This is a genomic window from Dyadobacter ginsengisoli DSM 21015 (genome assembly GCF_059568735.1).
This window is the reverse complement of record NZ_JCANTY010000007.1, coordinates 134,218-149,923: the sequence shown is the minus strand read 5'-3', so window position 1 is coordinate 149,923 and position 15,706 is coordinate 134,218. Positions and strand designations below refer to the sequence as shown.

The following is a 15,706-nucleotide window of genomic DNA, read 5'->3' as shown; positions in this document are numbered from 1 at the left end:
TGATAGCCAGTCTATTCAAAGTGCTTTCAGAGTTTCCGAAATTACTTTATATTTGAAAAAACACACTATTGTTATGGCACTTGCATTCCAGATCATGTACTCAGAACAGGAATATCTCCGGCTCGAAAACGACGCATTGGAAAAAAGTGAATATTTCCAGGGGAAGATCGTCATGATGGCCGGGGTGAGAAATTCAGATTATACCGCGACATCGAAACTTTGCAGGAATACATTACCATCCATTCCCTGCACGTTGAGGCCGAAGTTTACCGCCGGACTCCCGATAACCAGTGGCTTTTAGCCGACGATGCTTTTCAGCTCAGCGACTCTATTATCATTCAATCCATTGGCGCTGCATTTCATTTATCGGATTTGTACGATGGTACGGAGAATGTAAGCAGTCTCTTCCGGCTCCCAAAGAGTAATTTTCCTATATTTGCCCTTTGAACAATAAGGGCTCTTTCGCTCCGTTTATTTTCAAAATTGTTTTTTCGTAGAATCGACCTCTGTTTCATTCGCTTAACCATTCACTTTTTACTTCTCATATGATGCTTCTGCAAGCACTTACTGACTCTACTGCGGCTGCACCCGTCGCTGAGCAGGGCCTTTCTGTAATCGATCTTCTTGCCAAAGGGGGCTGGGTGATGTTACCACTCGGGCTGTTGTTTCTGGCCACATTATTTCTCATTATCGAGCGTTTCCTGGGAATTGGAGCTAACGGAAAGATCGAGCTTCAGTTTGTGGACAATGTTAAAGATTTTATTCAGCAGGGAAACCTGAAATCGGCCGAATCGCTTTGCAGGAATCAACGTAATGCAGCAGGACGAATCCTGGAAAGGGCAATCGGGCGCATTGGTTATCCGATCAAGGATATCGAAACGACGATCGAAAATGCAAGCCAGATCGAGATTCAGCGAATGGAAGGTAATTTGCCATATCTGGGGGTTATTGCCGGTATCGCGCCTATGCTGGGGTTTGTGGGAACGATCTCCGGTATCATTCGAATTTTTTATGATATTTCAATTTCCAATGACTTTAATATCAGTACCATTGCGGGTGGTATGTATGAAAAAATGATCACATCCGGATCCGGTCTGATCATCGGTTTGATCGCCTACGCCGGATACCACTTGCTGAACATGAAGATCGACCGGTTTGCGTTGCGTTTGCAAATGGCCGCTTCCGATTTCCTGGATGTGCTTCAAAAGCCGGTCGCTGCAAAATAGCTATTTTAAGGCCCTGGAACGTTTATATAAAGCCTGCCAGGTTTCAACCCAATATTTTTCCTCAAATATGAAAATACGTCGGAAGAGCCGGTTTGCACCGGAAGTGTTTACACACTCGCTCAACGATATCATGTTCTTCCTGCTATTGTTCTTTTTGATCATCTCGACGATGTCCAATCCGAACGTGATCAAGCTGATGCTGCCCAAGGCGTCGGCGACGCAGCAGATGTACAAAAAGCAAATTACATTGTCGGTAGATGATAAAAAGGCCTATTTTATCGATAAGGAACCCATTCCGTTTGACAGGCTGGAAGCGGAACTGCAGAATATCTTCGCAAATGTAGAGGAACGTACGATCGTGTTGCGCGTAGATAAGAACCTCGCAGTGCAGGACCTGGTAGACGTACTCGAAATCGGTGCCAAGAACGATATCAAAATGGTGATGGCTACGGCCAAATAGCTTTTAGAGAGTAAGGAGAAAGGGAGGGTTTGAAGATTTTGGTCTTCAAACCCTTTTCTATTGTTAGCTGTTTGCAGCGCTCTGGTAGATTTGCTCCACAATGGATTGTAGGATGGCGCCTTGCTCTCCGTCGCAGATGTTGGCCTGTTTACCGTCGCAAAGATCCATGAATGCAGTTGTATTTTGCAACTGAACGTCGATGTCGCTCAAGTGCGGGAAGCGGATGTCTGCCAGCTCGCCCGCGATTTCGGTGTGTACCGAGAGCGGGAATAATTTGGCTCCGCCTTTTGTGCCGAAGACTTCCAGATTGATCATCTCCTCTTGCTCCATATTCAGCGCAAATGATGTGGATAATGCAATGCTCAAATTGCCAGCGAATGACAGATGTGCAAAACATGCATCCTCCACTTCGAAAGTAGCGGGGTCCCAAGCCCCTTTCAAACCCTTCCCGCCGGTCTTACCAATAAAATCATAGGTATTAGCCACAATGCGACCGGGATTCTGGTAGCCGGTCAGACCTAATGCAAGGTCGAGAATATGTACGCCAAGGTCAATCAGCGCTCCGCCTCCCTGAATGGTTTTGTTCGTAAAATTGCCCCAACCCGGAATACCGCGACGGCGCAGGTAATTGGCTTTGATGTGATAAATGTCGCCCAGATTGCCAAGCGCATGGTAGTTTTTCAGCGTCGTATATTCCGCGGCATGGCGCCGTTGAAAGTTATAAGCCAGCGTTAAGCCTTTCTTTTTGGCCAGGTCGGCCATTTCGCGTGCCTCACGGGCATTCATCGCAGGTGGTTTTTCGCAAAAAACGTGACACCCGTTTTCGAGGGCCTGCATGGTGAATGGGTAATGCAGGTTGTTGGCCGTACAATTGATCACAATATCCGGCTTGCCTTCGCTCCGGTACATTTCATCGGGACTGTCGTACGCAAACGGCACGCCATGCTTGTCGGCCAGCGCCTGGGCTTTCTGAATATCGCGGCTGCATATCGAAATGACCTTGACGCGATCGGATAATTGGGCTAATGCCGGAAGATGGTTCTGGTCGGCAATGTGCCCGCCGCCGATGATGGCAGCTTTCAGTACTGACATGAATGGGAAGAATAGGTTAATTATACTTCCAAATATCAGCAATTATTTGTTTTTACCTTCCATCGACCGGTGGGCTCTGATTCAGGTAAATGCCGCCGTAATTGATAAACCTGGCCTTGCCGGATTTTTCATCGACATATCCCTTGTTCGTGGTTCTTGGAATGAGACTCCACTTTCCCCCGGGCGCAACGTCAGTGAATTTTCCTGCAGCCGAGGGGTTTAGCGTCCCATTGAGGAAGGCGCCAATCTCGTCCATTTTGGGAAGAGTAGATGTGCCTTTTGTATTGAAATCCAGAAAGCCCTGACGTTTGTCCTGATTATCCTTCTCAATTTTAAAGTCAATTTCAAGGGTATACTCCATTTCAACCGTCTTGCCGTTCTGCACCGCCGGATTCCATTTCGGCATCTCATTTACCACGCGCAATGCTTCCTTGTCGATACCGTAGCCAATCTCCTTAAGGCTTTTGGCGTTACGGATATCGCCGTTTTTATCCACAGTGAAAGACACCAGCGCGATCGCTTCCACATTTGTTTTGCGCGCAGTTTCCGGGTATTGCAGGTTTTGAAGCAAATATTGCATCAATGCCTCCCTGCCGCCTGGAAATGAGGGCAGTTGCTCGGCAACCTTCATATCATCGCTGGCCGGGGAGAAATTTGGCACAGGGGTAACGGTATGGTCGCCGGTTATTGGCTGGCCGACGATTACTGGCCCTGTGATTTGGTTTACGGTTTTTTTGATGATCAGTCCAAGCTCCTGATTATTGTCGGTGAGCTTAAATTCCTGCGTTTCATAGGCAACGTGCGTGATCACTAGCCTGGAATTGGCTGGTACATTATGTAGTTCAAAACGACCGTTACGATCCGTGGTTGTGCCGCGGGTAGTCCCTGCAATGATGATGGTAGCATCCTCAACCGGCCCGTCGACTTCGTCGGCAATGAGTCCTCTTACGCGAATGGTCTGTTCAGCTTCCGCTCTCAACTGACCGATGGCCCGCAATGGCGAACGTGAAGCCGAGATGGCAACCGAACACACCGCTACTGGTAAAATCAGCAAATACTTGGTCAGTAACCACCGCGAACTACGTTTTTTGTAAATCATCTGAATCCTGCGTTTTAGCAATGAAGAGTTGAAAAAATGATTGGCAATCGAAATATCGGGGCTGCGCATGGCATATGCGACCAGAAATGAGGCATAATCGTTTCGGTCCGGAACGGGCTGATCGGCCAGGTATTCGTGTACGGTTTCCATGGAGCGCTTGTACAGCCATACAACCGGGTTAAACCAGAAGCCTATTTTCAGTAGCTCAATCAGGAGAACATCAGCAGTGTGCCATTGCCGGATATGTTCGTACTCGTGCCGGATGATCGCGTCGGGATTATGTCGGTAGTCATGAGGGCTTAGAAACAGCCAGCGAAAGAAAGAAAACGAGCTTCCGCCCTGGCTACCGGCGTATTCCGGCAACATAAGTAATGTGTAATGACCCATATCGATCCTTTCGCTCCGGCGGGCCATTTTACCAAGGCTGAGAATGTCCGAAGCGAATTTCCAGGTTAACGCCAGCGCGACGGCCGCATACAGCCCGGCAATCCAGGACCATATATGAACGCCCGTTTCTGGTGCTTTGTCTGCAATTACAGCCACTGAGATGGTGGCTTTCCGGTATACAGTTTCCGGCACGTAGATGGTCGTAACCGGTTCTGCAAAGTGGATCGCAGGTAATGCAAATGCAATCAGTAACGTGCCCAGCAGGTAAAAGCGGTTCCATTGAAAGAAAGTGTGCCTTCGAAGCAAAAGCCAATAGCAGGCATAAAACAATAACCAGTATGCATTGACTTTTGCCAGATAGAGGAGCGTTTCCATGCAGGGATGCGTTTCGGGTTGTTATTTGTCTTTGGTGTTGATGGAGATGACGCCTTTCGCACCTTTTGAACCGTAGACTGCAGTGGCTTCTGTACCTTTAAAGACGCTAACGCTCTTGATGGTGTTAGGGTCTATTGTATTAAGTAACAGACCATCCATTACCTCACCGTTCAAAATATAAAGTGGCTGATTTTCTGCCGTGAACGGTCCAGACGTTCCCCGAATTTGTATTTTGGCATCCGATCCTTCTCCCACGGTGAGGTCGGTTCTGTCGTCGAAAGTTTCAGCGAGCAGTGGTACTTCGGTATTGCTCTGTTGCACAACTGGCTGCGCTTCAAATGTCTGAGCAGCTGATTTTTTGAAACCGACAACTGTGGATTCTTTGCCGGTAGTCGTGTCTTCGCCTTCTTCCGCCAGCAGGAAATTGATAGGGACCGTGTATTTTACGCTGACGGCTTTTCCATCCTGCTTACCCGGAGTCCATTTAGGGAATTTGGAGATTACGCGGAGTGCTTCTTCATCGCACCCAAAGCCAATGCCTTTCAGAATTTTGACGTCCTGGATGTCGCCCGTAGAAGTTACCACAAAGTTGACGAAGACTTTGCCTTGTACATTAGCTTTGGAAGCACGTGTGGGGTATTTGATATTCCGGCCGAGGAATTTGAACATTTCCGCATTGCCACCGGGATATTCCGGTGTGACTTCGACGGCCTCTAAAACAGGGCTGGCTTCCAAACGTTCCCCCGATCTTATTGCCTCATTTTCTTTGGAAACCTGGCTTTCACAGCCAGCCACAAGCAGTGCGCTGGTTCCGATCATTGTTGCAGCAGCCACGTAGGTGCCCAGCATCCATTTGGATGTGCGATTCTTATAGATCATCTGGATACGGTTTTTTAACTGAGATGGTTTGAAAAAGTGGTTAGTCAGCGACGCGACAGGCGCATTGAGCGCATATGCGACGAGGAATTGGGCATAATACTCACGGTTCGGGGCTTGCGCATCGGCCAGGTACTCGTGAATTTCTTGCAACGACCGCTTGTACAACAGCAGTATCGGGTGGAACCAGAAGATGGTCCGCATGATTTCAATCAGAAGAATGTCGACACTATGGCGCTGTTGGGTGTGCACCATTTCGTGACGTAAAATAGCATCAAAATGGTTTTCATAATCGTTTCGGTTGATCACGATCCATTTCAGGAATGAAAAAGAACCCACCTGATTGGAGTCGATCAGAACCACAGTGCAGTCTTCCAGCTCGACTACCTCGCCTGACCGCAGATATCTCACTAGCTGAGCAATATTTCGGGCGAGCTGGGTGGCAGCCATAGCGAGTCCTGCGGCATAAATCACCGCCAGGATTTGCATCCAAGTCCAGGTTTTGGGCTCTTCCGGTGTCTTCCTGATCACCGCCAATGCGGAGGCATTTACCTCATATATGACGGACAGCTCGGGGGCCGACGCAGGATAAATGATTTCCGGCAGTGCAAAAGCGATGAGCAGAGAGCCGATCAGGTACCATCGATTCCATTGAAAGAAGGTGTGCCTGCGAAGCATCAACCAATAGCAGCCGTAAAGCAATGTCCAGTAAAGACTCACCTTGCCGATGTATAGTAAAATTTCCATGGCTAACAGACCGTTTACTGTTCGTTTTTATGTTGATTGATCAGCTTCATGATCTCATCGAGCTCCTTGGTATTGAGATCGTTGTCCTTAACAAAAAAGGAGACCAGGTTGGGAAGGGAATTGCCGAAGTAGTTGACCATGAGCTGTTTCATCTCGTGGCGCTTGTATTCTTCCTCCGTAATGAGCGGAAAGTACTCGTGTGTTTTTCCGTAGGCGGTGTATCCGACGACTTCCTTCTTTTCAAGGATGCGTATAATCGTTGATACCGTATTATATGCCGGCTTAGGTTCGGGCATTTCGGCCAGGATGTCTTTTACAAATGCCTTTTTCAGCTGCCAGAGGATCCTCATGACCTCTTCTTCTGCCCGTGTCAGGTTACGGATTTCCATAGTGTTATTTCTTTAAAATGGGTTACGAGTAATGGGTAATGTAAAGATATGACTATTTAATTAGTTTCAAAACTATTTTATTAGTTATTATGTAAAATAAAAAGAGGGTGCCTCATTTTGCTCTGAGACACCCTCTTTAATTTATATCATTTGCGATTACTCCACCACGCTCAATTTCACAGTATTCGTCTTGCGTTGTCTTGAAACCGGTATGCTCAAGGTATTGATGAACACGTCGCCCTTCTGCAACTCGCCTTTTTCTACAAGGAAAGTTTTGATGTCCTCGATGAGGTCGTCGGTCGAAACACCCTGGTCGCGGTCATAGTAGAATACCTTGGTTCCCCAGTATAACGCGAGCTGGTTCATCAGCATCCTATTCGAAGTGAAGATCAGCAGGTTGGCTTTCGGGCGGTGGTGCGAAAGGCGGAAAGATGTGTAACCCGAGCGCGTGATGCCGATGATTGCTGCGGCTTGCGTGTCGCGCGCCAGACGGCATGCGCTCATAACCACATTGTCATTCAGTTTATAAGTGCCAGGGGTGTCGTTCACAGCCGCGTGGTGCTTGAAATAAATGCTTTTGCTGTTGGCTTCTACCTTTTCGATTGTTCTGGTCATGCTTTCAACGGCCAGAAGCGGGTATTTACCGGATGCAGTTTCAGCCGAAAGCATGACGGCGTCGGCGCCATCGAGTACTGAGTTGGCTACGTCGTTCAGCTCGGCGCGGGTTGCGCGTGGGCTTTCGATCATGCTTTCCAGCATTTGAGTAGCAACGATCACAGGTTTGCCTGCACGGTTGCACTTCTCTACGATCATTTTCTGGATCATCGGAACTTCTTCCGCAGGGAGCTCCACTCCAAGGTCACCGCGGGCCACCATGATACCGTCCGTGGCTTCGATGATCTCATCGATGTTCACAATCGCCTCCGGCTTCTCGATTTTCGCCACAACGCGGGCGCTTTTGCCTTTGCTGGTAATATATTCCTTCACTTTGGTGATCTCATCCGCTGTGCGGACGAACGACAATGCGATCCATTCCACATTGTTTTCCAGCCCAAAGTCGAGGTCTTCCCAGTCTTTCTGCGTTACAGAAGGCATTGAAACACGCGTATTCGGCAGGTTCACGCCTTTTTTGGATTTAAGTAAGCCACCGTAGATAACCTCCGTGATTACATCCGTCCCATCAATTCCAGTTACCAGTACTTCCAGTTTCCCATCGTCCATCAACACGCGGTCGCCGATTTTTACGTCATTGTACATTCCGTCGTAAGGTGTACTTACTTTCTCTGCGGTACCCAAAACTTCTGTGTTTGAAAGGATCAGTTTCTTACCTGATTCGATCAGAACGCCATCTTTCTCAGCCACGAGGCCGATCCGGATCTTCGGTCCCTGCAAATCCTGGAGAATAGCCAGGTTCAGGCCGTGTTCTTCGTTGATCTCGCGGATGTTGTTGAGTCTTTGCAAGTGGTCAGCGTGGGATCCGTGAGAGAAGTTCAAACGGAATACGTTCACTCCCGCTTTGGCCAATGCGTATAATGTTTCTTTGGATTCCGAGGTAGGACCTACGGTTGCAACAATTCTGGTTTTTTTGGAAGACATAAAGTTAATGTGCAGTAAATGATGTTTTATAAACAATCCACGTCGATGACAACCTGGATGCTTTTTAGCGTCTTGTCAGTCAGAATGTCAATTACTTTTTCCTGTATAAATGACTTTGCCGCCTTAAAATTAATCTTTTCTCGCTCAAGTTTTACGAGAATGTCGAACAAAAACTGATTTCTTACTCTTTCCACAAGCGGAGGTTGCGGTCCCAAAACCCTGCTTGCCCCCAAATGGGCCGTCAGCTTTTCCGCCAATGCTTTTGCGGCCCGGTTGGCTGTTGACTCGTCGACATGCTTTACGGTTACCTTGATCAATCGCGTGAAGGGCGGATAGCTAAACTTCTCACGCTCTGCGATTTCTCCTTCATACATGCCCTCGTAATCATTATTGATGATCTTTTCGAGCAATGGCTGGCCCGGATTAGCGGTTTGTATCAGCACCTTGCCCGGCTTATCCGCCCGCCGGCCCGCCCGCCCGCTTACTTGTGTAAGCATTTGAAATGCCCGTTCCGATGCCCGGAATTCCGGGAAGTGAATGATCCTATCAGCGTCGAAAATACCAACGATGCTTACGTTGTCGAAGTCGAGGCCTTTGCTGACCATCTGGGTTCCTACCAGGATGTCGATACCCCCTTCTTCAAAATCCTGGATAATCTGCTGATAGGCGTTCTTAGCCCGTGTTGTATCGAGATCCATCCGCTGTACCCGCGCTTCGGGATACATCACATTGATTTCCTCCTCGATCTTTTCAGTGCCGTACCCCATGGTTTTCACCTTGGGCGATCCGCAATGAGGACAGGTGCGGGGGACTTCTTCCTTATGCCCGCAGTAATGGCAGCGTAGTTCGCGTGCTTTCATGTGGTACGTAAGGCTTACGTCACAGTTACCGCATTGCGAAATCCAGTTGCATTCTTCACATTGCAGGTAAGGCGAATAGCCTCTGCGGTTCTGGAAGAGGATGGTTTGCTCTTTATGTTTGAGGTTATATTCAAGATGGCTCAGTAAAACAGATGAAAATTCATTTTTCATCTGTTTCTGTCTTTTTTCTTTCTTCGTATCGATCAGCTCGAAACGGGGCAATGCGGCATTACCAAAGCGTTGTTTCATCTCCACGAGTCCGTAACGGCCGCTTTTCGCATGGAAATAGCTTTCCAGTGACGGCGTTGCAGAGCCGAGAAGTGTCTTCCCTCTGTGCATATAGGACATAATTACCGCCACATCACGCGCATTGTAGCGAGGTGCCGGATCGTGTTGTTTGTAAGATGTTTCGTGCTCCTCGTCCACGATGATCAAGCCAAGGCTGTCGAAGGGCAGGAAAATGGCCGACCGGACGCCCACCACAAACTGAAATTTGCCATCCAGGATGCCTTTCCATACTTCCACGCGTTCGTTGTCCGAAAACTTGGAGTGGTAAATACCCATGGCGTCCCCAAATACTTTTCGCAGCCTGACCACGATTTGTGTGGTCAGTGCGATTTCCGGGAGTAGAAAAAGCACTTGCGAGCCGCTTTCCAGGGCCTGCTTGATCAGCTCGATGTAAACTTCCGTTTTTCCGCTGCCGGTAATGCCATGCAGCAGTACGACTTCCTTTTCCTGGAAGAGTGCATGAATCTGTTGGGTCGCTTCCTGTTGCGAATCAGTCAGGGTAATGTTACCCAAAGTACCGGTTGGAATGTCGTCGAACCGGGATACGAACACTTCAAATTGCTCGAATATGCCTTTTTTGATCAGCGTGTTCAGTGAGGCATCGGAAATGCTGTCATCCTGTGTGAATATTGATTTATCGAGCCCCTTGTGATTTAGTTCGGGGTTATTGTAAACAGGAATAAAGCTGAGATATTTCAACAGGATCTCCTGTTGCTTGGGGGGTTTGTCAAGATCATTGGCCAGCTTGGAGAGCACCTCGCCGGTTGTATAGGGGGATGTCAGCCTTATTTTTTTAGCAACTTTGGGTTTATACCGCTCTTTTACTTCCTCATACAGTATTACCGCCCGTTTCCCGACCAGCGATTTGATGATCGACGTGATATTAGATTTTTGCAGCAATCTTTCCACTTCTTCATAGGAAAGGGTTTGATGCTTCCGGATCTCTTCGAGGACAATGCGCTCCTGGTCGGTCAGCAGGTCGTCATATTCAAACTCCGGATTGAGCTGTATTCTCGATTGACTGGTAATTTTAAGTCCGGCGGGCAGCGCTACATTCATCACCTCACCAATATTGCAGAGGTAATAGTCTGCAATCCAGTTGAACAATTCCAACTGGTGGGACGTCACGATCGGCTGCTCATCCAGTAATTCCAAGATGTACTTGGCCTGGTATTTCACTGGCGGATTGGAATGCAACTGTGCAACGACAGCCGTGATGACTCTCTTTTGCCCGAACTGCACGATAACCCTCGCGCCAATTTTGATCAGCGCAGCCATTTCCCTGGGAACCCTGTAGGTAAACAAGGAGGGAATGGGGACCGGGAGGATCAGGTCGGCAAAAAGGGTGGTTTCTTCCTCAAAAAGGGAGGTCATTGTATAAAATCTTTAAATCTGCGGCAAGTACGTAATTTGTGTTCAAGCAATCAACGAAACTTCGAGGGTAACGGCGTGCTCCCAATCCATCATGGCGTTGAATAGCCGGATGTGGCTGAATGCAGGAATGTCTTTCTCCCTGATTTCAGCAGCTTCGATCATCCGGTTATCTAAAAGGAATGCGCGTTGCGTACCGGGCAGCAGCGGCGCATGCGGGGTCAGCCATCTTGTCCTGTCTAAGAAAGCCACATTGCAATAATTGGAGTCGGTTACCAGGCCTTTTTTGATGATCAGGATTTCATCCGCATCCCCGCGCTCGGCAAAAAGCGTGTCGAGCGTGTCCCGGTTATCGTATTTGTAGGAGTAATCAATCTCATCATGATAAACCCGGCGTATTTTACGGATGGAACGCCGTGAATAGGGTTCCCATTTTATAACATCCACCCCATCGCTGTATGAAACCCTGCATTTGTGCATGCCCGAATCAACACTTTCCGGTATTACCAGGAGTTCCGAAAGATTCCAGAAATCAGTATAACCATACAGCCCGTGACGGGTTTTGTTCAGGCGTGCTTCGTGGTACGACAGGTTTTTAAAAAGTCTGTTCTCGACACAAATCGTTTCAAAGCACAGCATGCGGGACGTAGCTAAATGGGAGATAAACCTTATCAATAACTTCCTGATATTCGCTCAATGCATTGCTGAGCGCGGTAATGCCGCCGCCACTTTTGAATATCATACCTCGCTCGTTTTGTTCAATAAAGCGGATCATGACGGCGCTTTCGAAGGTCTTGCCATCGAAATAACCCATGACGCCGGTGTAGTAACCCCTGTCGTAAGCTTCTGCTTGTTGAATAATTTGCAATGTGCTGGGTTTTGGCGCCCCGGTTATGGAACCGGCCGGTAAGAGTTTCAGCAGCAGATCGCCGTATTGTCCATCGAAGGAGTCGGGCAGGAGGCCTGCAATTTCAGAGCTTACCTGCAAAAGTGTTTTGTCATGGGTATGGATGCGATCGATATACCGGTATCTCTCAACCCATACTTTTTCAGCAACCATGCTGATATCGTTACGGATCAGATCCACAATCGTCGCATGTTCGGCAGTTTCCTTATGGTCGGAGAGAATTACATCTTCGGCGTCAGGAACGGAAGCATCGATGGTACCTTTCATCGGAAACGAAGCAATACGATTGCCCTGGATACGGACAAACACCTCGGGCGAAAAGCAGGCAAATTTGTTTTTATAGAATAGCCGGTAAGGCGCCTCGCTGTGCTGAAAGATCTGTTTGAGTGTCAGGTTGGTCCTGATACTGGTAGGGACCGAAAGATTGACGAGGAATGAGTTGCCGGCTTTTAGATTCGCCAGTACATAATCGAATCTGGCCTGATATGCTTCAAATGCGACCGGTTCTTTGTCGAAATATACATGTCCGGGAATTTCACCCCTTTGCGCGTCGTCATAATTTGCAAAGCCGTTCAGGTTGAAGAGCATTTCGGAAGGATCGACTTCGTCAAGTTTCAATGCGACCGGTTTCTGAAATAGGTAATCCACCAGAAAAACGAAAGGGGTTTTCGCCCTGCCCCATTCATTCAGTTTTTCGGTAAAGTCGCTGACCGCGTTTTTCAAGCTAAAAAATTGGTATTATCAGACATTCTGAACAGATAGCTAATTTACAAAGTTCAGAAACCAATATCTAAATTAGGGGGTTAAAAGAGAGGTGGTCGCTGAAACCAGCCGGCCGATAGCTGAACTAAAATGCACATTTACGACGCAATTATCATCGGTGGCGGCCCATGCGGGCTGGCAATGGGTATTGAGCTGGCCAAGAGTGGCCTCGACTACCTGATTCTGGAAAAAGGAAACCTGACGGAATCTATCCGGCGCTATCCGCGGCGGATGAAGTTTTTCTCGACAGCCGAGAATATCGAGATCGGAGGTATTCCTTTCGCCATTTCGGATGTGAAGGCTAACCGCAATGAAGCATTGCAGTATTATCGCAAGGTAGCAGGCTACTATCACTTGAATTTCAGGTTATTTATTGATGTGGACCGGAGCGAAAAGCAAGCCGATGGTACATTTCTGACTTATTCCAATGATGGCCAGGTGTTTCAATCTAAAAATGTAATCCTGGCAACCGGCTATTTCGATGTACCCCGCATGTTGAATGTGCCCGGAGAAACCCTGCCTCATGTTTCGCATTACTACGATGAGCCGTTTCGGTATTCTTATACCCATGTAGTGCTGGTCGGAGGTTCGAATTCGTCTGTGGAAGCTGCATTGGAACTGTACCGGCACGATGCACACGTCACAATCGTGCACAAGGAGGCCGACTTTCGCACTAAGGTAAAATACTGGCTGATCCCGGATGTTAAAAACAGGGTGAAGGAGGGAAAGATCCATACACGGTTTAATTCCATCACAAAGGCCATTGAACCAGGCAGAATGCTGATCGCAAACACCGAAACCGGTGAAGAGGAATGGTTGCATGCCGATTTCGTATTCTTGTTGGTCGGTTATCTGCCCGACGAACATTTGCTCGCTCGTTGTGGTGTTACACTCGATCCGGTCACCAAAGTACCGGAATACGATAGGGAGACTTTCGAAACCAATGTGCCGGGGCTTTACCTCTGCGGCACCGTGCTCGCCGGCGTATTTACTGAAAAAGTGTTCATTGAAAATGGACGTGATCACGCAGCTGCGATTGCGGATCATCTGGCAGGACGTGAAGTACGAAAGGTGAAGGAGCTGATCGATCGGATTTAAATGTCGGGAGGGCGTCGCGGCCGTCGCCACGCATGTATACCGAGATTATTCTTCGACAAATACGAGCTTACGTTTCTTCTTTTTAGTAGAAATCTTCTCGATTTTTCCAATTAATCCATTTGCTCCGACGCCGTAACCGACGTTACCGGCGAAGCTGAGCGAATGAAAACCTTCTTTTCCCAGTACCCCCCAGGTTTTGCCGCGATCGAGAGACACGCTGCTGCCCGACGGACCGGATGCGACCAATGCGTAGTTATCCGAACGGATCTGAGTGTCGCCATTCCAGGTCGCATTGGTTTTATGGTAGATTGTCACCGATTCCTTTAATCCTGTTGGTTTGGTCATACCCGCCAATGTCCAGTTGATACCGCCATCAGTGGTCAGGAGCACATTTTGTGTAGAATCTGTGGTCTTCTTATAGTCACCTCCAACTGCAATTCCATTTTTTTTAGACCAGAAATGCAAACCGAAAATGCCGCTGGTCGGTCCGGCGGGTAGCGGCGTCGCAGAAACCTGCCAGGTCCGGCCGTAATCTCCCGATCTGAAAACGCGAGCCATTTTGCTGCCACCGGTGCCTATGAACGCCACGCCATTTCCGTTAGTCACAATAGAAGTGCCGCTGGCGGCAAAGCAGGCCTCGCCGGGTTCGGCTGCGGGACGTTTGTCGAGCGGAAGTTCCTGCCAGCTTTTTCCGCCGTCATCCGTGGTGAGAATGAACAGTTTGTTCTGAACAGGATCGCCCAGACAAATGCCTTTATTTTTATCCCAAAAGTCGATTCCATCCAGAAAAACCCCATTTTGTGTAGTTTGGTACACAAGCTTCCAGCTTTCGCCGCCATCTTCTGTTCTGTAAATACGGGCTTTGTCCTTCTCGGATTCCCCGGCACTCATGGCAACAGCCACCTGTTTATCGAATGCATGTATATCACGGAAATCGAGGGAATCCGCTCCGGATACCTTGTAGGTGATCCAGGTATGGCCGCCGTTCGTTGTTTTCAGAACGGTGCCTTTCGTCCCGCCTATCCAGCAGATAGTGGGAGCGACCGCGTGTACTGCGCGCATATGGATCTTCGTTTTGATATCGATGACATTCCATTGAGCGTGGGCGTAGCTTATTGTCAGGAAGAAAACGAGTAGCAGGACAACTGCATGAAGGCCGTTCAATGGAAATTGGGACGCTGATTTGCGAAGTGGCACAGTATTTTGTTATTTTTCAGTTCTAATGATTATCAACACAAAATAGGAAATTCATATGAACAAGAACCAAAAATTTTTGATCGGCTCAATCGGAGCATTGTTGACGGGTATAGCGATTGGTCTTCTGGTGGCTCCTAAAAATGGTAAGGATACCCGAAAGTTGCTTAAAAATAAGGCGAATGATCTGGGTGGAACCGCCAAAGACAAGTATGAAAAAAGCCTTGAAGAACTTTCTCATCTGGCCGATAAGCTCAAAGAAGGATTCGTTAAGAACGTAGGTACTGCAAAAGATAAGGCAACTGCTGTGGCTGACAATGTGAACGAAAGGGTTCGCAGTGTGGTCAACAACAATGCATAATAACAACTCCGATATTCACGACATTGAAAGGGCTGCTCCCGCAAAGAGTGGCCCTTTTTTCGTGATCATGATCAGGGGATTTTCGCTACTACCTCACTGATCGCCTGGTTGATGTCTTCCTTGAAATTCTTTGTTTTCTCCGGAATGATCCCGCTGGCACCTCCCTGCCACACCATGCGGTTGTTTGCTGCATCTACCAGATCCACGACGATCGTTCCTTCACGGTATTTGCCCGTTACCACCTCCTCGCTTTTCCACGAATAGCGACGCTGACCCATGTAGCGGGGAAGCCCGTCGGTACGAAAGTCGGTTTGCCGCGTCTGCACCTGCTCTTTCACATTCAGTGCGATATTGATTTTCAGGCTCGCGTCACGGGCTTCGTCGAGGCCGCGGGCCTGAAGATTTTTAGCAATGGCTTCTTTGATAATACCCACATTTTGCTCGTAGTTCCTGGACAAGGTATCCCCGGTCGCTTCAACGTCAAAAAAACCATATGTGGGATAATCCGAAAGTTTGAACGAATCGGCCTTCCTGGTTTTCAAAATTTTGTAAGACGATCCGCAGGCACTGAGCAAGACAGAGAAGCTGAGAAGAGTTAAAAACAGCCCGTTTTTCATA

The 15,706-nt window shown here is 48.2% G+C and carries 15 protein-coding genes; 5 read left to right on the top strand and 10 right to left on the bottom strand.

The window, feature by feature from the left end; genetic code table 11:
- The first annotated feature begins 73 nt into the window (after positions 1-73).
- The 3 genes from BP71_RS25450 (at position 74) to BP71_RS25440 (ending at position 1,686) form a co-directional block, all read left to right on the top strand.
- Positions 74-301 (top strand): hypothetical protein, encoded by a 228-nt coding sequence (locus BP71_RS25450; protein WP_496384396.1) that lies wholly within the window; start codon positions 74-76, stop codon positions 299-301.
- Between the two features lie 244 nt (positions 302-545).
- Complete coding sequence (locus BP71_RS25445) at positions 546-1,226, top strand: MotA/TolQ/ExbB proton channel family protein (protein ID WP_295926138.1); 681 nt, start codon at positions 546-548, stop codon at positions 1,224-1,226.
- A 67-nt stretch (positions 1,227-1,293) separates the two neighbouring features.
- Positions 1,294-1,686, top strand: a complete 393-nt coding sequence (locus BP71_RS25440; protein ID WP_496384395.1) for an ExbD/TolR family protein — start codon at positions 1,294-1,296, stop codon at positions 1,684-1,686.
- Positions 1,687-1,749: 63 nt separating this feature from the next.
- On the opposite strand, the gene BP71_RS25435 is transcribed toward BP71_RS25440, so the two are convergent.
- The 8 genes from BP71_RS25435 to BP71_RS25400 form a co-directional block, all read right to left on the bottom strand.
- Positions 1,750-2,778, bottom strand: a complete 1,029-nt coding sequence (locus tag BP71_RS25435) for a Gfo/Idh/MocA family protein (protein WP_496384394.1) — start codon at positions 2,776-2,778, stop codon at positions 1,750-1,752.
- A gap of 52 nt (positions 2,779-2,830) precedes the next feature.
- Entirely contained in the window at positions 2,831-4,639 is a 1,809-nt protein-coding gene (locus tag BP71_RS25430; RefSeq protein WP_496384393.1) for a TonB family protein, read from the bottom strand.
- A gap of 21 nt (positions 4,640-4,660) precedes the next feature.
- Positions 4,661-6,262: a TonB family protein gene (locus tag BP71_RS25425; RefSeq protein ID WP_496384392.1), complete on the bottom strand. Its 1,602-nt coding sequence runs from the start codon at positions 6,260-6,262 to the stop codon at positions 4,661-4,663.
- Between the two features lie 14 nt (positions 6,263-6,276).
- Positions 6,277-6,651, bottom strand: coding sequence for a BlaI/MecI/CopY family transcriptional regulator (locus tag BP71_RS25420; RefSeq protein ID WP_496384391.1), 375 nt, complete (start codon positions 6,649-6,651; stop codon positions 6,277-6,279).
- 156 nt (positions 6,652-6,807) lie between these two features.
- Complete coding sequence (gene pyk / locus BP71_RS25415; RefSeq protein ID WP_496384390.1) at positions 6,808-8,247, bottom strand: pyruvate kinase; 1,440 nt, start codon at positions 8,245-8,247, stop codon at positions 6,808-6,810.
- 26 nt (positions 8,248-8,273) lie between these two features.
- Positions 8,274-10,769, bottom strand: a complete 2,496-nt coding sequence (gene priA, locus BP71_RS25410) for a replication restart helicase PriA (RefSeq protein WP_496384389.1) — start codon at positions 10,767-10,769, stop codon at positions 8,274-8,276.
- Between the two features lie 42 nt (positions 10,770-10,811).
- Positions 10,812-11,405, bottom strand: coding sequence for an aminotransferase class IV (locus BP71_RS25405; protein WP_496384388.1), 594 nt, complete (start codon positions 11,403-11,405; stop codon positions 10,812-10,814).
- Positions 11,392-12,396, bottom strand: a complete 1,005-nt coding sequence (locus tag BP71_RS25400; protein WP_496384387.1) for an aminodeoxychorismate synthase component I — start codon at positions 12,394-12,396, stop codon at positions 11,392-11,394. Before BP71_RS25400 ends, BP71_RS25405 begins: the two co-directional genes overlap by 14 nt.
- A gap of 129 nt (positions 12,397-12,525) precedes the next feature.
- Between BP71_RS25400 and BP71_RS25395 the strand changes: the two genes are divergently transcribed.
- Entirely contained in the window at positions 12,526-13,533 is a 1,008-nt protein-coding gene (locus tag BP71_RS25395; RefSeq protein ID WP_496384386.1) for a YpdA family putative bacillithiol disulfide reductase, read from the top strand.
- A 45-nt stretch (positions 13,534-13,578) separates the two neighbouring features.
- On the opposite strand, the gene BP71_RS25390 is transcribed toward BP71_RS25395, so the two are convergent.
- Positions 13,579-14,730 (bottom strand): WD40/YVTN/BNR-like repeat-containing protein, encoded by a 1,152-nt coding sequence (locus BP71_RS25390; protein WP_496384385.1) that lies wholly within the window; start codon positions 14,728-14,730, stop codon positions 13,579-13,581.
- Positions 14,731-14,785: 55 nt separating this feature from the next.
- Here BP71_RS25390 and BP71_RS25385 point away from each other — a divergent pair, with 55 nt between their 5' ends.
- Positions 14,786-15,088, top strand: coding sequence for a YtxH domain-containing protein (locus tag BP71_RS25385; RefSeq protein ID WP_496384384.1), 303 nt, complete (start codon positions 14,786-14,788; stop codon positions 15,086-15,088).
- 71 nt (positions 15,089-15,159) lie between these two features.
- On the opposite strand, the gene BP71_RS25380 is transcribed toward BP71_RS25385, so the two are convergent.
- The gene (locus tag BP71_RS25380; protein ID WP_496384383.1) at positions 15,160-15,705 is read right to left on the bottom strand and encodes a DUF4136 domain-containing protein; all 546 of its coding nucleotides are present in this window, start codon (positions 15,703-15,705) and stop codon (positions 15,160-15,162) included.
- Position 15,706: the final 1 nt, after the last annotated feature.